The organism is Microbispora sp. H10949 (assembly GCF_014161435.1).
GTDB classification, from domain to species: Bacteria; Actinomycetota; Actinomycetes; order Streptosporangiales; family Streptosporangiaceae; genus Microbispora; species Microbispora triticiradicis.
Genome location: NZ_JABBWZ010000012.1, coordinates 53,077 through 75,449 on the forward strand (window position 1 = coordinate 53,077; position 22,373 = coordinate 75,449).

General features: G+C 71.1%; 23 protein-coding genes. 10 read left to right on the forward strand and 13 right to left on the reverse strand.

Going from position 1 to position 22,373, the window contains the following annotated elements; translation table 11 throughout:
* Positions 1-3: 3 nt before the first annotated feature.
* From HHX40_RS28425 to glnII, 4 genes are all read right to left on the reverse strand, one after another.
* A complete protein-coding gene (locus HHX40_RS28425; RefSeq protein ID WP_111697344.1) occupies positions 4-765 on the reverse strand; it encodes a metal ABC transporter ATP-binding protein in 762 nt (253 codons plus the stop codon).
* A complete protein-coding gene (locus HHX40_RS28430) occupies positions 762-1,703 on the reverse strand; it encodes a metal ABC transporter substrate-binding protein (RefSeq protein WP_182883039.1) in 942 nt (313 codons plus the stop codon). Before HHX40_RS28430 ends, HHX40_RS28425 begins: the two co-directional genes overlap by 4 nt.
* Positions 1,704-1,940: 237 nt before the next feature.
* Positions 1,941-3,047 carry a glycerophosphodiester phosphodiesterase gene (locus tag HHX40_RS28435; protein WP_259404005.1) on the reverse strand — a complete coding sequence of 369 codons (1,107 nt, stop codon included), beginning with the start codon at positions 3,045-3,047 and terminating at the stop codon, positions 1,941-1,943.
* A gap of 120 nt (positions 3,048-3,167) precedes the next feature.
* Positions 3,168-4,181 (reverse strand): glutamine synthetase, encoded by a 1,014-nt coding sequence (glnII, locus tag HHX40_RS28440; protein ID WP_182883040.1) that lies wholly within the window; start codon positions 4,179-4,181, stop codon positions 3,168-3,170.
* Between the two features lie 222 nt (positions 4,182-4,403).
* Here glnII and HHX40_RS28445 point away from each other — a divergent pair, with 222 nt between their 5' ends.
* Positions 4,404-4,958 (forward strand): hypothetical protein, encoded by a 555-nt coding sequence (locus tag HHX40_RS28445; RefSeq protein WP_182883041.1) that lies wholly within the window; start codon positions 4,404-4,406, stop codon positions 4,956-4,958.
* A 48-nt stretch (positions 4,959-5,006) separates the two neighbouring features.
* Here the strand turns inward: HHX40_RS28445 and HHX40_RS28450 are convergent, their stop codons facing one another.
* Positions 5,007-5,795 carry a DUF72 domain-containing protein gene (locus tag HHX40_RS28450; protein ID WP_111697349.1) on the reverse strand — a complete coding sequence of 263 codons (789 nt, stop codon included), beginning with the start codon at positions 5,793-5,795 and terminating at the stop codon, positions 5,007-5,009.
* Between the two features lie 211 nt (positions 5,796-6,006).
* Between HHX40_RS28450 and HHX40_RS28455 the strand changes: the two genes are divergently transcribed.
* The 5 genes from HHX40_RS28455 to HHX40_RS28475 all read left to right on the forward strand — a co-directional run bounded on the left by HHX40_RS28455 (position 6,007) and on the right by HHX40_RS28475 (position 10,996).
* Entirely contained in the window at positions 6,007-6,552 is a 546-nt protein-coding gene (locus HHX40_RS28455; RefSeq protein ID WP_182883042.1) for a type 1 glutamine amidotransferase domain-containing protein, read from the forward strand.
* Positions 6,553-6,643: 91 nt separating this feature from the next.
* Positions 6,644-7,522 carry a sugar kinase gene (locus HHX40_RS28460; protein ID WP_182883043.1) on the forward strand — a complete coding sequence of 293 codons (879 nt, stop codon included), beginning with the start codon at positions 6,644-6,646 and terminating at the stop codon, positions 7,520-7,522.
* A 61-nt stretch (positions 7,523-7,583) separates the two neighbouring features.
* Positions 7,584-8,390, forward strand: coding sequence for an SAM-dependent methyltransferase (locus tag HHX40_RS28465; RefSeq protein WP_182883044.1), 807 nt, complete (start codon positions 7,584-7,586; stop codon positions 8,388-8,390).
* A gap of 102 nt (positions 8,391-8,492) precedes the next feature.
* Positions 8,493-9,410 carry a phosphotransferase gene (locus tag HHX40_RS28470; protein WP_182883045.1) on the forward strand — a complete coding sequence of 306 codons (918 nt, stop codon included), beginning with the start codon at positions 8,493-8,495 and terminating at the stop codon, positions 9,408-9,410.
* A gap of 11 nt (positions 9,411-9,421) precedes the next feature.
* A complete protein-coding gene (locus tag HHX40_RS28475; protein ID WP_182883046.1) occupies positions 9,422-10,996 on the forward strand; it encodes an amino acid permease in 1,575 nt (524 codons plus the stop codon).
* A gap of 53 nt (positions 10,997-11,049) precedes the next feature.
* Here HHX40_RS28475 and HHX40_RS28480 read toward each other — a convergent pair whose 3' ends face one another.
* The 3 genes from HHX40_RS28480 to HHX40_RS28490 all read right to left on the reverse strand — a co-directional run bounded on the left by HHX40_RS28480 (position 11,050) and on the right by HHX40_RS28490 (position 12,604).
* Positions 11,050-11,514 carry a tetratricopeptide repeat protein gene (locus HHX40_RS28480; protein ID WP_182883047.1) on the reverse strand — a complete coding sequence of 155 codons (465 nt, stop codon included), beginning with the start codon at positions 11,512-11,514 and terminating at the stop codon, positions 11,050-11,052.
* Positions 11,515-11,680: 166 nt separating this feature from the next.
* Positions 11,681-12,319 (reverse strand): lipoyl(octanoyl) transferase LipB, encoded by a 639-nt coding sequence (lipB, locus tag HHX40_RS28485; protein ID WP_182877579.1) that lies wholly within the window; start codon positions 12,317-12,319, stop codon positions 11,681-11,683.
* A gap of 69 nt (positions 12,320-12,388) precedes the next feature.
* The gene (locus HHX40_RS28490) at positions 12,389-12,604 is read right to left on the reverse strand and encodes a PspC domain-containing protein (protein ID WP_111697358.1); all 216 of its coding nucleotides are present in this window, start codon (positions 12,602-12,604) and stop codon (positions 12,389-12,391) included.
* A gap of 172 nt (positions 12,605-12,776) precedes the next feature.
* Between HHX40_RS28490 and HHX40_RS28495 the strand changes: the two genes are divergently transcribed.
* Positions 12,777-13,355 carry a hypothetical protein gene (locus tag HHX40_RS28495; protein WP_111697359.1) on the forward strand — a complete coding sequence of 193 codons (579 nt, stop codon included), beginning with the start codon at positions 12,777-12,779 and terminating at the stop codon, positions 13,353-13,355.
* Between the two features lie 275 nt (positions 13,356-13,630).
* On the forward strand, positions 13,631-14,782 hold the full coding sequence (gene rho, locus HHX40_RS28500; RefSeq protein ID WP_182883048.1) for a transcription termination factor Rho: 1,152 nt from the start codon (positions 13,631-13,633) through the stop codon (positions 14,780-14,782).
* Here rho and HHX40_RS28505 read toward each other — a convergent pair.
* Genes HHX40_RS28505 through deoC form a run of 4 tightly spaced genes read right to left on the reverse strand, consistent with a single transcriptional unit; the run spans position 14,779 to position 18,252 of the window.
* The gene (locus HHX40_RS28505; protein ID WP_182883049.1) at positions 14,779-15,654 is read right to left on the reverse strand and encodes an aldehyde dehydrogenase family protein; all 876 of its coding nucleotides are present in this window, start codon (positions 15,652-15,654) and stop codon (positions 14,779-14,781) included. The two genes, rho and HHX40_RS28505, sit on opposite strands and share 4 nt — an antisense overlap.
* Entirely contained in the window at positions 15,647-15,886 is a 240-nt protein-coding gene (locus tag HHX40_RS28510; RefSeq protein ID WP_138459369.1) for a hypothetical protein, read from the reverse strand. The genes HHX40_RS28505 and HHX40_RS28510 overlap by 8 nt, the downstream gene beginning before the upstream one ends.
* Positions 15,876-17,303: an aldehyde dehydrogenase family protein gene (locus HHX40_RS28515; protein ID WP_182883050.1), complete on the reverse strand. Its 1,428-nt coding sequence runs from the start codon at positions 17,301-17,303 to the stop codon at positions 15,876-15,878. The genes HHX40_RS28510 and HHX40_RS28515 overlap by 11 nt, the downstream gene beginning before the upstream one ends.
* 10 nt (positions 17,304-17,313) lie before the next feature.
* Entirely contained in the window at positions 17,314-18,252 is a 939-nt protein-coding gene (gene deoC, locus HHX40_RS28520) for a deoxyribose-phosphate aldolase (protein ID WP_182877576.1), read from the reverse strand.
* 217 nt (positions 18,253-18,469) lie between these two features.
* On the opposite strand from deoC, the gene HHX40_RS28525 reads away from it, so the two are divergent.
* Together HHX40_RS28525 and HHX40_RS37950 are read left to right on the forward strand one after the other, a co-directional pair.
* On the forward strand, positions 18,470-18,631 hold the full coding sequence (locus HHX40_RS28525) for a hypothetical protein (protein WP_165900422.1): 162 nt from the start codon (positions 18,470-18,472) through the stop codon (positions 18,629-18,631).
* 109 nt (positions 18,632-18,740) lie between these two features.
* Positions 18,741-21,635: an ATP-binding protein gene (locus tag HHX40_RS37950; protein ID WP_310738333.1), complete on the forward strand. Its 2,895-nt coding sequence runs from the start codon at positions 18,741-18,743 to the stop codon at positions 21,633-21,635.
* Here HHX40_RS37950 and HHX40_RS28535 read toward each other — a convergent pair.
* The gene (locus tag HHX40_RS28535) at positions 21,632-22,201 is read right to left on the reverse strand and encodes a TMEM165/GDT1 family protein (protein ID WP_111697365.1); all 570 of its coding nucleotides are present in this window, start codon (positions 22,199-22,201) and stop codon (positions 21,632-21,634) included. The two genes, HHX40_RS37950 and HHX40_RS28535, sit on opposite strands and share 4 nt — an antisense overlap.
* Positions 22,202-22,373 lie beyond the last annotated feature (172 nt).

Genomic DNA, 22,373 nt, shown 5'->3' on the forward strand with positions numbered 1-22,373 from the left:
CCCTCACGTCTGGGTCACGATCACGCGGTCGCCGCGTAGTTCGAGCGCGTGCCCGCCGTACGTCGCGCGCAGCCGCTCGGGCGTCAGCACGTCGCCGGTCGGGCCGAAGCCGAACTGGTGCCGGTTGAGCAGGCACACCTCGTCGCACGCCAGGTGCGCGATGGCGAGGTCGTGGGTGCTGACGACGACCGAGGCGCCCTGCTCCTTGAGCGAGCCGATCGCCTCCAGCAGCGCGTGCTGGCTGACCGCGTCGACACCGTTGAACGGCTCGTCGAGCAGCAGCATCCGGGGTCCGGCGGCGATGGCCCGGGCCAGCAGCACCCGCTGGCGCTGCCCGCCCGACAGCGTGCCGAACCGGTCACGGGCCCGCGCGGCCAGCCCGACCCGCTCCAGGGCCCCGGCCACCTCGGCCCGGTCGGCGGCGGACGGACGGCGCAGCCAGCCGATCCGGCGGTAGCGGCCCATCATCACCACCTGCTCGACCGACACCGGGAAGTCGGGGTCGAGCGTGTCGGCCTGCGGCACGTACGCGACGTCGCGGCGGGCCTGCGCCGGGGTCGTGCCCAGCACCTCGATCCGGCCGCGTACGACCGGAACCAGCCCGAGCAACGCCTTGATCAGCGTCGACTTGCCCGCGCCGTTCGGGCCGATCAGCGCCACGGCCTCGCCCTCGTGGACGACGCCGTCCAGTTCCTCCAGCACGGGGACGTCGCCGTAGGCCACGCTCGCCCGGTCGATCACCAGGGTCGGCGCGCGCTCACTCATGTGGACGTCCCCCTCAACGCGTTGACGATGGTGTCGGTATTGTGCTCCTCCATCTGGAGATAGGTCGCACCGGCCGACCCCTCGGGGCCGAGCGAGTCGCCGTACAACGCGTCCTCGCCCGCCACGACCGTCACCCCGGCCTCGCGGCCGATCGCTTCGGCGGTCTTGGGCGGCAGCGACGCCTCCGAGAAGATCGCGACCGTCCCGGTCGCCCTGATCTCGGCGACGAGATCGGACACCTGCTTGGCCGACAGTTCGGCGGAGGTGTCGAAGCTCGGGATGATCGACCCGACGAAGGTCAGCTTGTAACGGTCGAGGTAGTAGCCGAAGGCGTCGTGGTTCGTCACCAGCTTGCGCCGGTCGGCCGGGATCGAGCCGATCTTCCTGGCGATCTCGGCGTCGAGCGCGTCCAGCTTCGCGTCGTATTCCGCCAGGTTGGCCTGGTACGCCGCGGCGTCGGCCGGGTCGGCGGCGGCGAACGCCTTGCCGATCGTGGCGGCCATCGTCTTGACGTTCAGCGGGTTGTGCCAGATGTGCGGATCGCCCGCGCCCTCCTCGCCGTCGCCCCCGCGAACCGGCACGCCCTGCGAGGCGTCGACCACCCGGCCGTCGAAGCCGGCGGCCCGGACCGTGTCGTCGAGCCACTTCTCCAGGCCCACGCCGTTCTTCACGAGCACGTCGGCCTCCGCGATGGCCTGCATGTCGGCGGGCGACGGCTCGTAGTCGTGCGGATCGACGTTCGGCCGGAGCAGCTGGTGGACGGTGACCCGGTCACCGCCCAGGTTGCGGGCGAAGTCCGCGACCTGGGTGGTGGTCGCGACCACCTTCAGCGGCAGCGACGGGTCGTCGGGGGTCTCAGGCTCCGCGCCGCCGCACCCCGCGGCGAACAGGACGAGCAGCGCGGCGGACGACAGGGTTCGAGCAAGCGGCGAGAGCACGAGAGATCCTCAAGTCGGCGTATCAGGGGAGGCATCCCACTCAACTGTCCCGCAAATGAAAATCATTGTCAACTTAGGACATCTGGGCCGTGTTTCCCGCTCACCATCGGGGCGCTCACACCCGCCCGGTCGTGCCGGAGGCGCGCCAGGGCACAGCCTTCGTCGCTCGTTCCTCGCTCCTCAGTCCAGACCGGCGGCGCGCCCCTCCGGATCGCTCGGTGTTTCCCGCTTGGGTGTCTAGTGGCGGGTGCGGGCGGCGAGGACGGCGCGGGCCGTGCCGGGGTTGTCGGCGAAGACGCCGTCGACGCCGAGGTCGAGCAGGCGCGACAGCCAGCCCGTCACGTCGCCGGTCGTCCGCGCGTACGCCGGGTTCGCCGGGTCCCCGAGCCGGAAGTCGGCCGGAAGCTGGGAGTTCTCGTCGCGGACCGTCCACACGTGCACGTCCAGGCCCGCCCGGTGGGCGTCGCGCACGAGCGTCGTCGGCGCGAGCAGGCGCCCGTCGGGGCCCGTGGGCACCACCCGAGAGGTCGCCGCGCCGATCCCGTCGGCGTACGTCGCGATCTCCTTGAGACCGGCGGGCGTCACCATCCCGTCGTAGGTCAGCGGGTCACCCGCCGCCACCCGGTCGTACGGCGCGCCGGACCCGTTGACCAGCTGGATCAGCGGCAGGCGGGTCTTTCCGCTCAGCTCGCGCAGGTTGGCCGTCTCGAACGACTGGATGAACACCGGGTCGCGCCGGTCACGCCAGCCGTGCCGGCCGAGCACCTCCAGCAGCGGCTCCTCCAGCGACAGCCCGATGGAGTCGAAGTAGGAGGGGTGCTTGGTCTCCGGGTACACGCCCACACCGCGCCGCCGCGCCAGCTCCACGACCTCGTCGAAGGTCGGGATCTGGGCCAGGCCGTCCAGGGCCGCGTTGTCCGGGCGCAGGTCGGGGATGCGCTCGGTGGCCCGCAGCGTACGCAGTTCGGCCAGCGTGAAGTCCTCGGTGAACCAGCCGGTGACCGGCACGCCGTCGATGGTCTTGGTGGTCCGGCGGGCGGCGAACTCGGGATGGTTCTCCACGTCGGTGGTCCCCGAGATCTCGTTCTCGTGCCGGGCCACCAGGACGTGGTCCCTGGTGGAGACGAGGTCGGGCTCGATGTAGTCGGCCCCGAGCGCGATGGCCGTCTCGTACGACAGCAGCGTGTGCTCGGGCCGCAGGGCGCTGGCGCCCCGGTGCCCGATGACGACGGGCTGACGCTCCCGCCCGGCGGCGGCGGGTTCCGGCTGGTGTGACACAGCGGCCACCGTACCGGCGGCGAGGACGGACAGGACGACGACGGCGGATCTGCGGATCATGGTCATGTCCGGGACGCTAGGCGGGTCAGGCGTACCGGACGTGACCTTCGCGTGCCTTCCCCGGGAAACGCGTACGGCCCCCGGGTGACCCGGGAGCCGTACGAAGAGACGCGGTGAGACGCCGGATCAGACCTGGCCGGCCTTCTCCAGGGCCGAGCAGCAGGTGTCGGTGATCAGACGGGTGACCAGGTAGGGGTCGACGTTGGCGTTGGGGCGCCGGTCCTCGATGTACCCGCACTTGTCGACCTCGACCTGCCACGGGATGCGGACCGAGGCGCCGCGGTCGGAGACGCCGTAGCTGAACTTGTCCCACGGAGCGGTCTCGTGGTGGCCGGTCAGCCGGTCCTCGATGCCGTGGCCGTAGTGCTTGACGTGCTCCACCGCGTTGTCGGCCAGCGCCTCGCAGGCGGTGATGATCGGCTCGTAGCCCTCACGCATGGCCTTGGTGGAGAAGTTGGTGTGCGCGCCGGCGCCGTTCCAGTCGCCCTTGACCGGCTTGGGGTCGAGCGTCGCGGCGACGTCGAACTCCTCGGCGGTGCGGTAGAGCAGCCAGCGGGCGACCCACATGTGGTCGCCGACCTCCAGCGGACCCCCCGGGCCCACCTGGAACTCCCACTGGCCGGGCATGACCTCGGCGTTGATGCCGGAGATCTTCAGGCCGGCGGCGAGGCAGCGGTCGAGGTGCAGCTCGACGATGTCGCGGCCGAAGACCTCGTCGGCGCCGACGCCGCAGTAGTAGCCGCCCTGCGGGGCCGGGAAGCCGCCCAGCGGGAAGCCGAGCGGGCGGCCCTCCTTGAAGAAGGTGTACTCCTGCTCGATGCCGAACCACGGCTCCTGCGCGGCGAACCGCTCGTCCACCTCGGCGAGCGCGGCGCGGGTGTTGGTGGCGTGCGGGGTCATGTCGGTGTGCAGGACCTCGCACATGACCAGAACGTGGTCGCCGCCGCGGATCGGGTCAGGGCAGACGAAGACGGGCTTGAGCACCAGGTCGGAGGAGTGACCGGTGGCCTGGTTGGTGCTGGACCCGTCGAAGCCCCACAGCCCCGGCTCGGCGCCGTCGGCGAGGACCTTCGTCTTGGAACGGAGCTTCGCGGTCGGCTCCGTGCCGTCGATCCAGATGTACTCGGCCTTGTAGGTCACGTCGATCCCTTTCGAAGCGAGGCGGCCTGGCGTTCGTCCGCCACGCTTGAGAGTGCCGTTCTGGCATTTCGTAACCTTTGCCCGTTTGTAACCAGGGTGTTAACGCGTGTTCTTTGCTTGACAAACCGCTGCCCCGTTGTGACCGGGAGCACATGATCCGCGCCTTTGAGGGCAGACGGAGTGCGTCCACGAATCGCAAACCGCACCAGGGAGTGACGGCAGATGGTCTTACTGGGCCTGCTTCTGGTCCTGATCGCGGCGGCTGCGGTGATCGAGGTGTCGGTCAACGACACCGCGAACACGATGCCGATCACGGTGCTGGACCGCACCTTCAACCTCAGCCCGTTCGAGTTCTTCATCGCCGGCGTGGTGACCGCCGCCGTGTTCGTCGTCGGCCTGATGCTCATCACCGGCGGCCTGCGCCGCGGGGCCGTCAAGCGCCGCAAGGTGCGCGAAGCGCGCCTCGCCGAGCGGGACCGCGTCTCCCGCCTGGAGGCCGAGAAGCGCGAGCTGGAGCGCCGCCTCCAGTCGTCGCCGGCGACCACCCCCGCCACCGAGACCGAGGCCGAGGCCGAGCGGGACGGCGTGGCTCCGGTCACCGCGGCCTACCCCAAGGTCGACCGGGACCGGGACGGCGTCGACGACAGGGCCGAAGCCAGGGCCGAGAACCGGGCCGAGCGGGACACCGCACCGCACCGCCTCTCCGTGCCCCGGCAGTCGTCGCCGGACCAGCTGGTCGCGGGTGGCCGGCACGCGGCCGACGACCGGCACGCCTGACCGGCGTGTCCGGGCGGCGGCGGCCCGCCCCCTCAGCGGGAGACACACCTATGAGGGGGCGGGCTGCAGCCGGTGGGCCTCGCCGCCCAGACCCGCGGGAGGCCGCACCCTGGTCACCTCCCGCCCCCGCGCGCACACGATCTCCGCGAAGGTGACGGCGTTGCGTACGGCGGCTCCGCCCGGGTCGTTGTTGAAGTAGACGTAGGCGTCCGGCACGTCGCCCAGCCGGTCGGCCCAGCTGCGCAGCGCGCGCCGCCCGTACGTCGGCCAGGGGTCGGCCCGGCCCTCGTGGAAGCGCAGGTAGACCCAGCTCGTGGTGCGCCACAGGGGCCCCGCAGGCCGTCCGAGCCGGTCGGCCCAGCAGAGGGCGGCCCCGAACTCCGTCAGCAGATCGCGGATCTCGGCCGTCCACCACGAGGCGTGCCGCGGCTCGACCGCGACCCGCACCGAGGACGGGAACCGGGCCAGGCAGGCCCGCAGCCGTACGGCGTCGGCCTGCAGGGTCGGCGGCAACTGGAGCAGGATGGGCCCCAGCTTGGGGCCGAGGCCCTCGGCCACGCCCATCAGCCGGTCCACCGGCTCCTCCGGGTCCTTCAGCCGCTTGATGTGGGTGAGGAAACGGCTGGCCTTGACCGCCATGACGAAGTCCGGCGGGGTGCGCTCCCGCCACGACTCGAACGTCTCCCGCTTCGGCAGCCGGTAGAAGGCGTTGTTGTTCTCGACCGTGGCGAAGATCTCGCCGTACCTTTCCAGCCACAGCCGCTGCGGCACTCCCCCGTAGACGAGGTCGCGCCAGTCGGCGTACTGCCATCCCGATGTCCCCACCAGCACGGGCATGTCCGCTTCCTACCCCGCGAACGGCATAGATCGCGGATCGCCGGGCACGCGTAGCCAAAAACAAGCAAAACGCGAGCGAAGCGGGAAACACCGAGCGAGCCGGAGGGGCGCGCCGCCGATCTGGACCGAGGAGCGAGGGACGAGCGACGAGGGAAGACGGCGGATGTGAGCGCCCCGACGAGCGAAGCGGGAAACACAGAGAGGAAGCACGATGATTCAGGGCAAGACGATCGCATTCCTCGTCGCCCCCGAGGGGATCGAGCAGGTCGAGCTCACCGAGCCGTGGAAGGCCGTCGAGCAGGCGGGCGGCACGCCGAAACTGATCTCCACCCAGCAGGGCCGGGTACAGGCCTTCAACCACCTCGACAAGGCCGACACGTTCCCCGTGGACGCCGTGGCGGGAGACGTCGCCGCGTCGGACTTCGACGGGCTGGTCCTCCCCGGCGGAGTGGCCAACCCCGACTTCCTGCGGACGAAGCCGGAGGCCGTACGGTTCGTCAAGGAGTTCTTCGACACGGGCAAGCCGGTCGCGGCCATCTGCCACGCGCCGTGGACGCTGGTGGAGGCCGACGTGGTGCGCGAGCGCACGCTCACCTCGTGGCCGAGCCTGCGGACCGACCTGCGCAACGCCGGGGCGACGTGGGTGGACAAGGAGGTCGTGGTCTGCACCGGAGGCCCGAACACGCTGGTGACCAGCCGCAAGCCGGACGACCTCAAGGCGTTCTGCCAGGCCGCCGTGGACGCGTTCGGCGGCTGAGCCCCCGCGCGGCGCGGGATCGTTCCAGAGCCCTTTCCGAGCGGATCACGGTCTGCCATGCTTTTCCGGTGCTACCCCCTGGACGCAGCGCATGACCGAGGTATTCACGCTCGGAGAGGCGTTGGCCGTCGTCTCGGCCGACCGGCTCCGGCATGACGCGAGCACCCGCCTCGACGTGGAGGGACCCGAGCTGACGACGGCGATCGGCCTGGCCCGGCTCGACCACTCGGTGAGCTGGCTGGGCCGGGTCAGCGCCGACGAACTGGGCGTCCGCACGATGACCGTCCTGCGCGGCGAGGGCGTGGACGTCTCGTCCGTACGGGTCGATCCGACGGCGTCCACCGGTCTCGTCGTCCGCCAGCGGCGCATCGGCCGGTCGTCGCACGCGGCCTACTACCGCGGCGGCTCGGCGGGATCCCGCCTGACGACCGGGGACGTGCCCGGCGAGGCCGTCCAGTCCGCCCGGATCCTCCACGTCACCGGCGTCACCGTCGGGCTGAGCGGCTACGCCTACAGCGCCGTCCACCACGCGGCGAAGCTCGCCAAGGACGCCGGCGTGCTCGTCTCCGTCGACGTCAACCACCGCCCGCACCTGTGGGACAGCGTGGAGGAGGCACGGCAGGGCCTGACCGAGCTGGCCGCCTGCGCCGACGTGCTCTTCGCGACCCAGGACGAGCTCGGGCTCGTGGAACCGGTGCTCGCGTCGATCCCCGAACTGGTCGTGACCCGGGGCGCCAAGGGCGCCAGCGCCACCGTGGAGGGCCTGCGTTACGACACCCAGGCCGCCCCCGTGACGTCCGTCGACCCCTCCGAGGTCGGCGGCGCGTTCGTGGCGGGCTATCTCAGCGCGATCCTCGACGGGCTCCACCCCTCGGACCGGCTCAAACGCGGCATCTCCGTGGCCGCCTTCTCCGTGGCCAGCCCGAGCTCGTGGCAGGGCCTCCCGACCCGCGGCGAGCTTCCGCCGTAAGTGTCCGTGATATCCCGATCAAGACCGGTACCATCCTTGCTGTACGACGAGGAGGGGTGCCGTGGACGAGCAGAGGGCACCGGCGGGCGTTGATCCGTTCGCACCCAGCGTCGCCCGGATGTACGACTACTACCTGGGCGGCAAGGACAACTTCGCGGTGGACCGCGAGGCCGCCCAGAAGATCATCGAGATCCTGCCCAACCTTCCGGACATCGCCCGGGAGAACCGGCAGTTCCTGATCCGGACCGTCACCCACCTCGCGCGGCAGGGCATCCGGCAGTTCCTCGACATCGGCGCCGGGCTTCCCACGCAGCGCAACGTCCACCAGGTCGCCCAGGAGCTGGCCCCGGAGTCGCGCGTCGTCTACGTGGACAACGACCCCATCGTCCTGGTCCACGCCCGGGCGCTCCTCGCCGAGAACGAGCGGGTGATCGCGGTCGGCGCGGACATGCGCGACGCCGAGGCGCTCGTGGACCGTCCGGAGGTCCGCGCGCACCTCGACTTCTCCCAGCCGGTCGCCGTCCTCCTGCTCGGGGTGCTGCACTTCGTCCCCGACGACGAGGAGGCCCTGAAGATCGTCACAGCGCTCCGGGCCCCGCTGGCGCCGGGCGGCTACCTGGTGGTCTCGCACGGCTCGCTCGGCGAACTGAGCGAGGACCAGGAGGAGGAGGGCCGCAAGGTCTTCAGCCGCACCTCGGTCCCCGGCACCACCTCCCGGTCGCGGGAGCAGATCCTCGCCTTCTTCGACGGGCTCGACCTGGTCGAGCCGGGAGTGGTGCCGCTGCAGGAGTGGCGGCCTGACGCCGACTACGTCTCCGTACGGGACGGCAAGGCCGGCGCGCTCGGCGGCATGGGCCGCGTGCGCTGACCCTCGTCAGGGACGCGGGACGTTGCGACATTGGTACCGTCCCGTAACACCCCGCCCGGAGAATCGAAGCAATGGTCTGAAGGCAGACCAAAGGAGCCGGGCATGCCAGATCCCGTCGGTGACGTGCGGGATGTCGTCGCGGGCTGGGCCGGACGGCCGCTGACGTTCACCAGGATCACGGGCGGGCTCAGCCACCACGTCGCCAGGATCGACAGCGCGGACGGCGAGCGCTGGATCCTGCGGGTGCTCGACCCGCGCATCACCGAGGCCGGTCTCGGCATCCCACTGGACCAGGAGATCGCCAACACGGTCGCCGCGGCGGCGGCCGGAGTCGGCCCCCGGGTCGTGCACGTGCTGCCGGGGGCCCTCGTGCTGGAGTACGTCGAGGGCGTCACGCTCGACGTCCCGGCCGTGGCGGCGCGGATCGAGGAGGTGGCGGCCGCCTGCCGCCGCCTGCACGCCGGGCCCCGGTTCGGCAACGACTTCTCCATCTTCCGCACGCTCCGGGACTACCTGGCCCGCTGCCGGGCCCACGACCTGGCCCTGCCCGCCGGGTTCGAGGACGTGCTGCCTCTGGCCTACGAGGTCGAGGCGGCGCTGGCCCGCCGCCCGCTGCCGTCCGTCCCCTGCCACAACGACCTGATCTGCGGCAACCTCATCGCCACCGGTGACGGCGTCCGCATCGTCGACTACCAGCTGTCCGGCAACAACGACCCCTGCTTCGAGCTGGGCGACATCGCCGCCGAGGCCGGTTTCGACCCCGGCCAGGTCGTACGGCTGACGCGGGCCTACTTCGGCGGCGACGAGCACGTCCCACGCGTACGGCTGAACCTGATCATGGCCAACCTCACCTGGACCCTCTGGTTCGTCGTCCACCAGGGGCTGGTCCGCTCCGGGGCCATGCCCGGATTCGACTACTCCGCCGAGGCCGCCGGCAAGTTCGCCCAAGCCGTACGCGACCTCGGGGATCCCAGCTTCGGACGCCTGCTCGACGGCGTCCGGAAACCCCGCACCGGTTAGAGGAGGCCTCAGTGGCGCAAGCCCTCGACGACGACGCCAAACGACTGGCGGAACTCGGCTACAAGCAGGAACTGGCCCGCACGTGGAGCGGGTTCTCCAACTTCGCGATCTCCTTCTCCATCATCTCGATCCTGGCCGGCTGTTTCACCACCTTCAGCCAGGCCTGGAACAACGGCGGGCCCCTGGCGATCTCCGTCGGCTGGCCGCTGATCTCGGCGTTCATCCTGATCATCGGGTTCTGCATGGCGGAGCTGGTCTCCGCCTACCCCACGGCGGGCGGCATCTACTGGTGGGCCGCCAAGCTGGGCAGGCCGGTCCACGGCTGGTTCACCGGCTGGCTGAACCTGATCGGGCTGATCGCGGTCACGGCGTCGGTCGACTACGGCTGCGCGACGTTCCTCAACATCGTGGTCGGCCGGTTCAGCGACTCCTGGGCGAACGGCAACGCGCTGCACCAGACCTTCCTGCTGTTCGCGATCGTCCTGGTGCTGCACGCGCTGATCAACATCTTCAGCCACCGCCTGATCTCGCTGCTGCAGAACATCTCGGTGTGGTGGCACGTGTTCGGCGCGGCGGCCGTCGTGCTGATCCTGGTCTTCGGCCCGTCGAAGCACCAGAGCGTGGGCTTCCTGTTCGAGACGTTCAACCACTCCGGCTTCGGCGGCGGCGACTCCGGGCCCGCCTTCTGGCTGTACGTGCTGCCGCTGGGCTTCCTGCTCACGCAGTACACGATCACCGGCTTCGACGCCTGCGCGCACGTGTCGGAGGAGACGCACGGCGCGGCCCGCGCCGCGGCCAAGGGTCTCTGGCAGTCGATCTTCTACTCGGCGATCGGCGGCTGGATCCTGCTGCTGGCGTTCCTGTTCGCCGCCACGAACGTGGACGCCGTCAACGCCGAGGGCGGCTTCGTCGGGGCGATCTTCACCTCGTCGCTGTCGTCCACCCTCGCCACCGTCGTCTTCGGCATCTCCACGATCGGGCAGTTCTTCTGCGGCATGAGCTGCGTGACGTCGATGTCCCGGATGACGTACGCCTTCTCCCGGGACGGCGCGGTGCCGGGCTGGCGGCTGTGGTCGAAGGTGGACCGCAACCGCACGCCGGTGAACGCGATCATCGGCGGCTGCGCCGTCGCGCTGCTGATCACGCTGCCCGCGTTGTACGCCCCCGAGGGCTCCGCGACCCCGGTGGCGTTCCTGGCGGTGGTGTCCATCGCGGTCATCGGGCTCTACCTCGCGTTCCTCATCCCGATCTGGCTGCGGCTGCGCGCCGGCGACTCCTTCCAGACCGGCCCGTGGACGCTGGGCCGCAAGTACCGGGCACTCTGCTGGATCGCCGTGATCGAGATCGCGATCATCTCGGTCTACTTCGTCCTGCCCATCTCACCCGCGGGCGTGCCCGGCGACCCCGGCTTCACCTGGACGTCGGTCAACTACGCCCCCATCGCCGTGGGCGCCGTGCTCATCGGCATCGCCCTGTGGTGGCGCCTGTCGGCCAGGCACTGGTTCACCGGTCCCCGCCGCACCGTCGACACCGTGGACGGCATGGACGGCGTCGGCGGCGTGGACGAACCCGAGCCCGTCGCGTAACCCGGCGAACCCCTCCGTGCGGCCCGCCCCGGGGCGGGCCGTACGGGACGCGGTCAGGTGGGCTCACCCAGCTGTTCGGCCAGTCGCTCCAGACCGCCCCTGATGAGCCGCCCATACCCGTCGTCGCCAAGCGCCCCGATCTCCGCCCGCGCCTGCCGGAGGTGCTCACGGGCGCGGTCGAGATCGCCCAGCTTGCGGTAGCACTCAGCCAGGTTCAGGTGCAGCGACGGATACAGGCCCGCCACCGAGAGCGGCACCCCGACCTCGGCCACCCGCTCGTCGGTGACGAGATCGGCGGCGGCGAGCGCCCGCAGATCCCACATCAGCTCCTGGTGGACGTCGTCCTGCACGTCGGCCATCGAGTGGGCGAGGACGCAGACATGCAGCGGGTCGCCCTGCTCACCGCCGATGTCATCCCAGATCCGCGCGAACAGGTCGCGAGCGGCTTCACGCTGACCCTGACCGTGATGCAACTCCACCGCCTGGCCGATCCGGGCCATCGTCGGGTCGGCGGCCATGAGCCACTCCTTCACCGTCGCGAACGATCAAGGGCAGCCTACTTGTCCCATCTCGCCCGTTGTGCATGCCGGAAGGCAGGGCCGGGAAGGTCCGGGAGTTCCAGTACGACCCGCTTTCCTGACGGCCTGCGGCCATCCCGCGCCGTCCACGTGTTTCAGGGCCGGCTCAGGAGGACTCGAAGGCGGTGGCGACGGCTCGGCGGGTCTCCTCCATGGAGGCCCGGCCGAGCTCGTGGGCGATCGACGTCATCTCCACGTCCGGCATCCCGCAGGGGATCGCGAGGTTCCACGGCGTGAGGTCGCCCTCAACGTTGAGGGCGAAGCCGTGGCTCGTGACCGACCGGCTCGCCCGCATGCCGATGGACACGATCTTGCGGCCGGTGTCCCTGGTCCACACGCCGGTCAGCAGCTCCGACCCCGGCGGGGTGTCGCGCCGCTCGGCGGGGACGCCGAGCGCGGCCAGCGCCTCCACCAGGCGCAGCTCGACCTCGCGGATGTAGTCGACCACGCCCTCGCCGGTGCCCAGCTTCACGACGAGGTAGCCCACGAGCTGCCCGGGGCCGTGGTAGGTGAGCTGACCGCCGCGGCCGGTCGGCACCACGGGGATGCCGGCGGCCGGGTCGGGCAGATGGGACTCCAGGGTGCGCTTCCCGATGGTGAAGACCGGCGGATGACTCAGCAGCCACAGTGTGTCGGGCCGCGCGTCGTCCTGCCGTTCCTCGACCAGGGCGGCCATGCGTTCCATGGCCTTCTCGTAGTCGACCAGGTCGTCCTGGATCAGCGTCAGGGGCCGTCGCCGCATCATCGCTCACCTCTCCCGATGTGAGCATATTCCGATCTGCGCCATAGACGCGCCCGCGCGGCCCCGCGCCGCCTACCTGCGGTCGTACGAGTAGTCGTAGGCCGCTGTGGACGCGGCCGGGGCCTTGGGGAAGATCACCCACATGATGATGTAGGCCACGAACTGGGGGCCGGGCAGGAGGCAGGACAACAGGAACAACACGCGGATGACGGTCGGCGAGGTGCCCCACCGCTCCGCGAGCCCGCCGCAGACGCCGGCGATCATCTTGTGCTGTCTCGATCGGTACATCGTCGGTTCCTTTCGTCATCCGATACAACGGACCGTTCGACACCTCACGTTCCGCGAGGAACCCTGATAAAACCCTGACCCTCCCTGATTCGGCGATTCAGGGCTCCGGGCCGGTGATCTTCTCGTGGAAGGGGGCATATACGGAGCCAAAAGACCGTCGTGGGAGTTACACATGGATATAGCGACTCTGCAGGGGCAGACCCGCCTGTACCTGCGGCAGAAGATCACCATGATGGTGAACAGGTACGTCGTCCATGTGGCCGGTCCCGGCGGTTCCGAGGGCGAGCTGGTGGGCTTCGCCGAGCAGAAGCGGATGGCGCTCAAGGAGCAGGTGACGCTCTACACCGACGAGTCGCGGGAGACGGTCCTCGCCGGTTTCAAGGCGCGCAAGGTGCTCGACATCGCCGGGGAGTACGACGTCGTGGACCACGCCGGAACGTCGATCGGGACCTTCCGCAAGAACTTCGGCCAGTCGCTGCTCCGCTCGACCTGGCATCTCCAGCAGCCCGGCCTGCCGACGCTGACCGGCCACGAGCGGAACCTCGTGGTCGCGTTGCTGCGCCGGTTCGCCGACTCGCTGGAGTGGCTGCCCTACCACTTCGACTTCAGCATCGGCGCCTCGATCGCGTTCTCGGTCGACCGCCGCTGGGGCCTGCGCGACCGGTACGCCATCGAGATCCACGACCCGCGCCTCGACCGCCGCCTGGTCATCGCCATGGCCGTGGCCCTCGACGCGCTCCAGGCAAGGTGAGGGAATCACCGGAACGGCCGCGACTGTTATAGTCGGCGGTAGCCGTATGGTTCTGGCTCCGTTCGAGCCCATACGCGCACCGCATATCTTCCGTCGGCGACCAGCCGACACGAGACCTCCCGCGCGATCCGTGATCTTGCGATCCGCGATCTGACGGGTGCGATCCCGTCCGTCCTTCGGGCGCGGCGTCCCACGATCCGCCTCCAGCGGAGAACCCCATTGCGTGCGTGTGAGTCCCAAGGGGGACCCCGCACATTCCCGGACCGAGGAGTCCTATGACCACCACCACTCTCACCGTTCCCAAGCAGCGCTCCTCCCGCCCGCGACGGGCCCCGGCCGCCGCCTCCGCGACCGTGGCCACCGAGGTCGGCGGCCTGCTCGACTTCGCCGGCCGGAACGCGGTGATCCGTTCCCGCGGCTACCTGCCCGGGCCGAAGGACGTGGCCGTCCCCGCCGCGCTCGTGGCGCGGTACGGCCTGCGCCGCGGCGACCTGGTGAGGGGCGCCGGGGAGAACGGCCGACTCGCCTCCGTCGTCTCGCTGAACGGCGCCCCCGTCGACACCGGTGAGGCCAGGCCCGACTTCGCCGACCTCGTGCCGATCCACCCCGACGAGCGGCTGCGCCTGGAGACGGCACCGAACGTCCTGGCCACCCGCGTCATCGACCTGTTCGCCCCGGTCGGCAAGGGGCAGCGCGGCCTGATCGTCGCCCCGCCGAAGGCCGGCAAGACGATGTTCCTCAAGGCCGTCGCGAACGCGATCACGGCCAACCACCCCGAGTGCCACCTCATCGTCGTCCTGGTGGACGAGCGGCCCGAGGAGGTCACCGACATGCGCGAGTCGGTACGGGCCGAGGTGGTCGCCTCGACCTTCGACCGCCCGCCGCAGGACCACATCGCGGCGGCCGAACTGGCCGTCGAGCGGGCCAAGCGGCTGGTGGAGACCGGCCGGGACGTGGTCGTGCTCATGGACTCGATCACCCGCCTCGGCCGGGCGTACAACATGGCCGCGCCGAGCGGCGGGCGGGTGCTGACCGGCGGCATGGACGCGCGGGCCCTGCACCAGCCCAAGAAGGTGCTCGGCGCCGCCCGCAACATCGCCGGCGGCGGCTCGCTGACGATCCTCGCGACCGCGCTGGTCGAGACCGGCTCGAAGATGGACGACAACCTCTTCGAGGAGTTCAAGAGCACCGGCAACATGGAGCTCAAGCTGAGCCGGAGCCTCGCCGACCGCCGCGTCTTCCCCGCCGTCGACGTCGTCGCGTCCGGCACCCGCCGGGAGGAACTGCTGCTCCACGCCGCCGAACTGCCGCTGATCTGGCGGCTGCGGCGGGCGTTGCAGGACCAGGAGTCGTTCGAGCGCTTCCTCGGCTCGCTGAAGAACACCGGCTCGAACGCCGAACTCCTCCTGGCCCTGGCGAAGAACTAGACCCCGATGGGGTGCCAGACGGTCTTGGTCTCCAGGAACGCCGTCATCCGCTCGATGCCGGGGTCGGCGAGCCAGTCCACGCGGCCGGCCGGGGGCCGGAGCACCCGCTTGAGGTTCTCGGCGGCGAGTTCCTCGCACGTGACGGCCAGCTCGGGGTCCGCGCCCGTCAGGTCGATGCCGTTGACGTCCATGTGGCCCGCGAGCCAGGGAGCGATCTCGGCGGACGAGCCGGTGAGGATGTTCACCACCCCGCCGGGAAGGTCGGAGGTCGCCAGCACCTCGGCCAGCGTGATCGCCGGGAGCGGCGCCCGCTCGGAGGCCGCGACCACGCACGTGTTCCCGGTCACGATCACTGGCGCGATCACGCTGACCAGGCCCAGCAGCGGGCCCATCGGCGGGGCGACCACGGCCACCACGCCGGTCGGCTCCGGGCTCGACAGGTTGAAGTACGGCCCGGCGACGGGGTTGGCCGACCCGAGGACCGCCCCGATCTTGTCGGACCAGCCCGCGTACCAGACCAGCCGGTCGACCGCCGCGTCCACCAGCTCGCCGGCCTTCTTCGCGGAGACGCCGTCGGCGTCGACGACCTCGGCGACGAACTGCGCGCGCCGGCCCTCCAGCATCTCGGCGATCCGGTACAGGATCTGGCCCCTGTTGTACGCCGTGGCGCCCGACCACCCGGAGAACGCCTTCCGGGCGGCCGATACGGCGTCCCTGGCGTCCTTGCGCGAGGCCCGCGCCGCGTTCGCGAGGAAGTCTCCCTTGGAGGAGGTCACGGCATACGACCTTCCGCTCTCCGAACGCGGGAACGCGCCGCCGACGAACAGCTTGTACGTCTTGCGCACGGCCAGCCGCGCGGCCTGCTCACTCATCGAAGGTTCCAATCTCGAGCGGACGGGCGGGCTGGTAGGTCTGGCCGCACCGGCACACGCCGCCGCGGTGCGCGAACCACCCGTGCCGTACGGCGAAGCGGCGGGAGCGGCGGGCCCGGGAGAAGCCCTCTCCGGCTCCCGCGTCGGCCCGGCGGGCCAGGCGGCCGCGGCGTCCGTCGTCGCAGCGGGCGTGCGGCCGGGCCGCGTGACGGTCACATCGGTCATACCGCAAGGTAGGCCTCCAGACCGTGCCGCCCGCCCTCGCGGCCGTACCCCGACTCCTTGAAGCCGCCGAACGGCGAGGCGGGGTCGAACCGGTTGAACGTGTTGGACCAGACGACGCCCGCCCGCAGCCGGGACGCCATCCACAGCATGAGCGAGCCCTTCTCCGTCCACACGCCCGCCGACAGCCCGTACGGCGTGTTGTTGGCCTTCTCCACCGCCTCGGCGGGCGTGCGGAACGTCAGCACCGACAGCACCGGCCCGAAGATCTCCTCGCGGGCGATCCGGTGCGACTGGGCGACGCCGGTGAACAGGGTGGGCGGGAACCAGTACCCGCGGTCCGGGATCGGGCAGGCGGGCGACCAGCGCTCGGCGCCCTCCGCCTCCCCGGCCTCCGACAGCTCGCGGATCTTCGCGAGCTGCTCGGCCGAGTTGATCGCGCCGATGTCGGTGTTCTTGTCCAGCGGGTCGCCGAGCCTGAGCGTGCCGAGACGCCGCTTGAGCGCCTCCAGCAGGTCGGCGGCGACCGACTCCTGCACCAGCAGCCGCGACCCGGCGCAGCACACGTGGCCCTGGTTGAAGAAGATGCCGTTGACGACGCCCTCGACGGCCTGGTCGATCGGGGCGTCCTCGAACACGATGTTGGCGGCTTTGCCGCCGAGTTCCAGCGTGAGCTTCTTGCGGGTGCCCGCGAGGCTCCTCGCGATGTGGCGGCCGACCTCGGTGGAGCCGGTGAAGGCGACCTTGTCCACGCCGGGGTGGGCGACGAGCGCGGCGCCCGTCTCGCCCGCGCCGGTGACGATGTTGACGACCCCCGGCGGCAGGTCGGCCTGCCGGCAGATCTCGGCGAAGGCGAGCGCGGTCAGCGGCGTGGTCTCGGCGGGCTTGAGCACGACCGTGTTGCCGCAGGCCAGCGCGGGCGCGATCTTCCAGGCCAGCATGAGCAGCGGGAAGTTCCACGGGATGACCTGCCCGGCCACCCCCAGCGGCTGGGGGTCGGGACCGAACCCGGCGTACGACAGCTTGTCGGCCCAGCCGGCGTAGTAGAAGAAGTGGGCGGCGACCAGCGGGAGGTCCACGTCGCGCGACTCGCGGATCGGCTTGCCGTTGTCGAGCGTCTCCAGCACGGCCAGCTCACGCGACCGCTCCTGGATGATCCGGGCGATCCGGAACAGGTACTTGGCCCGCTCGGCGCCCGGCATGCCCGACCAGAGGGGGAAGGCCTTGGCGGCGGCCCCCACGGCGCGGTCGACGTCGGCCTCCCCCGCCCACGCGACCTCCGCGAGCACCTCCTCGGTGGCCGGGTTGACGGTCTTGTGGCGCTCCTCGCCCTGCGGCTCGACCCACTCGCCGTTGATGAAAAGGCCGTACGACGGCCGGATGTCGACGATGTCCCGCGACTCGGGCGCGGGTGCGTATTCGAACATGACTCAGCCCTCAGTCGAGCGTGAAGTAGTCGGGACCCGCGTACCGGCCGGTGGCCATCTTCTGCCGCTGCATGAGCAGGTCGTTCAGCAGCGAGGAGGCGCCCAGGCGGAACCAGTCGGGGTGCAGCCAGTCGGGCCCCGCGGTCTCGTTCACGAGCACCAGATACTTGATCGCGTCCTTGGTGGTGCGGATGCCGCCCGCGGGCTTCACGCCCACCTGACGGCCGGTCGCGGCGCGGAAGTCGCGCACGGCCTCCAGCATCACGAGCGTCACCGGGAGGGTCGCGGCCGGCGACACCTTGCCGGTGGAGGTCTTGACGAAGTCCGCTCCGGCGATCATCGCCAGCCAGGAGGCCCGCCGCACGTTGTCGTACGTCGCGAGCTCCCCGGTCTCCAGGATCACCTTCAGATGACTGTCGGCACATGCCTCCTTCGTCGCGACGATCTCCTCGTACACCTTCAGGTAGTCGCCGGCGAGGAACGCGCCGCGGTCGATGACCATGTCGATCTCGGACGCGCCCGCGGCCACCGCGAGGGAGGTCTCGGTGACCTTCACCTCCAGGGAGGACCGTCCGCTGGGGAACGACGTGGCGACCGACGCCACCTTCACCCCCGAACCCGCGAGGGCGGTCACGGCGGTCGCGACCAGGTCGGGATAGACGCAGACCGCGGCGACCGGCGGCACGGAGGCGTCGGCGGGGTCGGGCCGGACGGCCTTGGCGCACATCGCCCTGACCTTGCCGGGGGTGTCGGCGCCTTCCAGGGTCGTCAGGTCGACCATTCCGATGGCCATGTCGACGGCCTGTTTCTTGGCGGTCGTCTTGATGGATCGCGTGCCCAGCATCGCGGCGCGGGCGTCCGCGCCGACCCGGTCGACCCCGGGAAGGCCGTGCAGGAACGCCCGCAGCGTCGAATTTGAGGAGGCGACCTCCGCGAGCGGAGTAGTCATAGTTGGCACGGAACCAGCATCGCCGACCACGGCGAATGATTCCAAACCCGGGGACCCGGGTGTTCCTAAGGCATCGCCTTACCCGCCTTAGACGGCGTAGGCCAGCGGTCGCACACAGGGCGGCCAAGAGATAGGGCATCCGCCCGATGTGGCGGGGGGCGTCTTAGAACGAACCTTGATGTGTACGGGAAAGAAGCCTCGAACAAGGAGAACCGCGATGGGGCCGGAACTGCACTACCAGATCATGATCAACCGGGCCGCCGAGCTCCAGGAGGAGGCCGCGTCGCACCGGCGCGCCCGCCAGGCGCTGGCCAGCCTCAAGGCGCAGCAGCGCTCCCGCCGGCTGCGCGGGACGTTCGGCAAGCTCCGCAGCTCGTGACCCGCGTACGAAGGCCCGGCCGGACCCTCCCTCCCGGCCGGGCTTGCCAGCCCCCATAGGGCAAAAAAGCAGGCGAAGCCAGACAAAGGGTCATGACATGCTTTACGACATGACACGCCGGGCGGTAAGCCCCGTCTTCGTCGGGCGGGACGCGGAGCTGGAGACCCTCGCCGAGGCCTACGACCAGGCCCGCAAGCAGGCCACCGCGGCGGTGCTGATCGGCGGCGAGGCAGGGGTGGGGAAGACCCGCCTCGCCGGCCGGTTCGCGGAGGAGGCCGCACAGGACGGCGCCCACGTGCTCGTCGGGGGCTGCGTGGAGCTGTCCGCCGAGGGTCTCGCGTACGCCCCGTTCACCGCCGCGCTGCGCCAGCTGGTCAGGGAGGCCGGGGTCGCCGAGGTCACCGCGCTGCTGCCGGACGGCGCCGGCCGGGACCTGGCCAGGCTGCTGCCCGAGTTCGGCGAGCCGACCGGCGACGGGGAGACGGAGTCGGCCCGCGCCCGGCTGTTCGAGCTGATCCTCACGCTGCTGGAACGGCTCTCCGAGCGGCGGCCGGTCGTCCTCATCATCGAGGACGTGCACTGGGCCGACCGCTCCAGCCGCGACCTCATCGCCTTCCTCAGCCGCAACCTGAGGACGGCCCCCGTCCTGATGGTCATGACGTACCGGTCGGACGAGCTGCACCGCACCCATCCCCTGCGGCCCGTGCTGGCCGAGCTGGGCCGGGTCGACGGGGTGGTGCGGCTGGACCTGCCGCGCTTCACCCAGGACGAGGTCGCCGCGCAGATGGCCGGAATCCTCGGCGTCACCCCCGAGTTCGCCAGGGTCGACCGGGTCTTCGAGCGCAGCGGCGGCATCCCGCTGTTCGTTGAGGCGCTGCTCGACTGCGGCGAGGAGTGCTCGTTCCCCGACTCGCTGCACGACCTCATCATCGGGTCGGTGGAACGCCTGCCCGAGGAGACCCAGCGGGTGCTCCGCGTCGCCGCCGCCGGGGGCGTACGGGTGGGGCACGCCCTGCTCGCGGCGGTGAGCGGGCTGTCGGACGTGGACCTGGAGGACGCGCTGCGCCCGGCCATCGCCGCGAACGTGCTGCAGGTCGCCGACGGCGGGGCGTACGCCTTCCGGCACGCCCTGATCCGCGAGGCGGTGCACGACGAGCTGCTGCCGGGCGAGCACGCCCGCATGCACGCGCGGTACGCCGAGGAGATCGACCGCGACCGCACGCTGGTCCCTCCGGGCCGGGCGGCCATCGAGATCGCCCACCACTGGTACTCCGCCCGCGACGACGAGTGGGCGCTGGTCTCCGCCTGGGAGGCGGCGGAGAAGGCGGCCAAGTCGTTCGCCTACACCGAGCAGATCCAGCTGCTCGAACGCGTGCTGACGCTGTGGGACAAGGTGCCCGGCGCCGCCGGCCGCATCGGCCAGGACCACTGCACGGTGCTCGAACGGGCCTCCGAGGCGGCGTACGTCAGCGGTGACATGGAGCAGAGCCTCAAGTACGTGCGCGGCGCGCTCGCCGAGCTGGACGAGCGGACCGCCCCGGAGCGGGTGGCCGAGCTGCTGGTCCGCATGGCGAACGTGAAGTCGCAGAAGGCCAAGCCCGGCAGCCTGGACGACCTGCGCCGCGCCGAAGGCCTGGTCCCGCTGCCCGGCGACACCCGCACGCTCGTGCTGACCCGGCTCGGCACGATGCTGATGTGCTCCGACCAGGTCGTCGAGGGCACGGCGGTCACGCAGGAGGCGCTGCGCACGGCCCGCGAGAAGGGGCACGAGGTCCAGGAGGCCGACCTGCTGATCAACCTCGCGCTCGGCCACTCCATCAACGGCGACCTGCAGACCACGTTCGCGCTCAACGAGCGGGCGCTGGCGATGGGCACCCGCCTGGACTCGCCCCGGATCATCCTGCGCGCCCTCGGCAACAACGTCGACGCCCTGGACAACCTCGGCCGCTCGGAGGAGGCGGTGCTGCTCGCCCTGGAGGGCGAGAAGCTCGCCCGCCGGTACGGCAGGTTCCGCCACCAGGGGGTGTTCATCGCCAACAACCGGGCGGAGGCGCTGGAGTCTCTCGGCCGGTGGGACGAGGCCATCGAGGTCATCGACCGGGCCATGACCATGGGCCCCACCATGCGCACCCGCTGGCACATGCTGCGCGTCCGGGCGGACATCGCGATCAGCCGGGGCGAGGAGGACCTGGCGCAGGACATCCTCTCCGAGGTCGGCGCCTTCTCCCCGCGCCGCGAGGAGCAGACGCAGGAGTGGACGCAGAACACCCGCCTGGCGCTCGCCTTCCACCTGCTGCGCGGCGAGCCGCTCAAGGCGCTGGACCTGCTGGAGGCCGCGCTCGACAACCCGCCGCTGTCGCGCAAGGCGATGCTGGCCGGGCGGCTGCTGGCCTCGATCCGGTACGTCTGCGACGCCGCGGCGCCGGTCGCGCCCGAGCGGGTCGCGAAGGTGCGGGCGCACGGCGACCGCCTCGCGGAGAACCTGGGCGACGGACCGGTGAACGAGGCGTTCGGCCTGGTCTACCGGGGAGAGTTCGACACGGCGGCCGAGGCGTGGCGGCGGCTGGGCCGCCCCTACGTCCAGGCCAAGGCGCTGCTGCTCGCGGCGGTGGACGCCGCCGCGCGCGGCGACCGCGACGGGGCCTCCGCGCGGCTGCACGAGGCCTGTCCGCTCGCCACCGCGCTCCGCGCGACCCCGCTGGTCACCCAGATCGAGACGCTGGCCCGCCGCGTCGGCACGCCGCTGTCCAGGACCCCGCTGCCCGACGCAACGTCGTCCGACGCTTCGCCGGCCAGGTCCGGACGGCAGGCCGACCTGACCCCCCGTGAGCTGGAGGTGCTCCGCCTGGTGGCGGCCGGGCGGAGCAACCGCGACATCGCGGCCGAGCTGTTCATCTCGGCCAAGACCGTCAGCGTCCACGTGTCGAACATCCTGCCGAAGCTGGGCGTGTCGACCCGGGGTGAGGCCGCCGCCGCGGCCCACCGCCTGTCTCTTCTCGACTAGCCGAACAAGGGCTCGATCAGCAGCAGCACGCCGAAGACGGCGAACGCGGCGGCGGCGCCGTACTTGATCCACTTTTCCGGCAGGCGGCTGCCGAGGAAGCGCCCGACGAGGATCGCCAGCGCGTCGGCCGCGACCATGCCGATGGTGGAGCCGATCCAGGTGCCGAACCAGCCGTGCTGGGTGGCCAGCGTGATGGTGGCGAGCATCGTCTTGTCGCCCAGCTCGCTGAGGAAGAACGCCACGCCGACGGCGATGAACGCGTTGCGGGTCGTCTTGGCCGCCTTGCCCTCCTCCTCCTCGCTGAGCTCGTCGCCGCGCAGCGTCCACAGCGCGAAGCCGAGGAACGCGAGACCCGCGACGATCGAGATCGCGGTGGTGGGGAGCGCGTCGCCGACGACCCTGCCGAGGGCGACGCTGCCGAGGTGCACGAGCGCGGTCGCGACGGTGATGCCGGCCAGCACCGGGAGCGTCCTGAACCGGGTGGCGAAGGTCAGGGCCATGAGCTGGCTCTTGTCGCCGAGCTCGGCCACGAAGATGACGACGAGGGAGATCCAGAGGGCTTGCACGGGGTCGCCTTCCGAGGGGAGATGCGACCGGGCCGCCGTACGACACCCGGGGAGCGGGCACGACTTCGGCCCGGCAGCATGTGGTCATGACTGTCGGGCCGAAGGTCTCGTCCGCCACGGGGGCTCCACGACCGGGCGGGCGAACCGCCAGTGTGTCGATCAGTGGATTTCG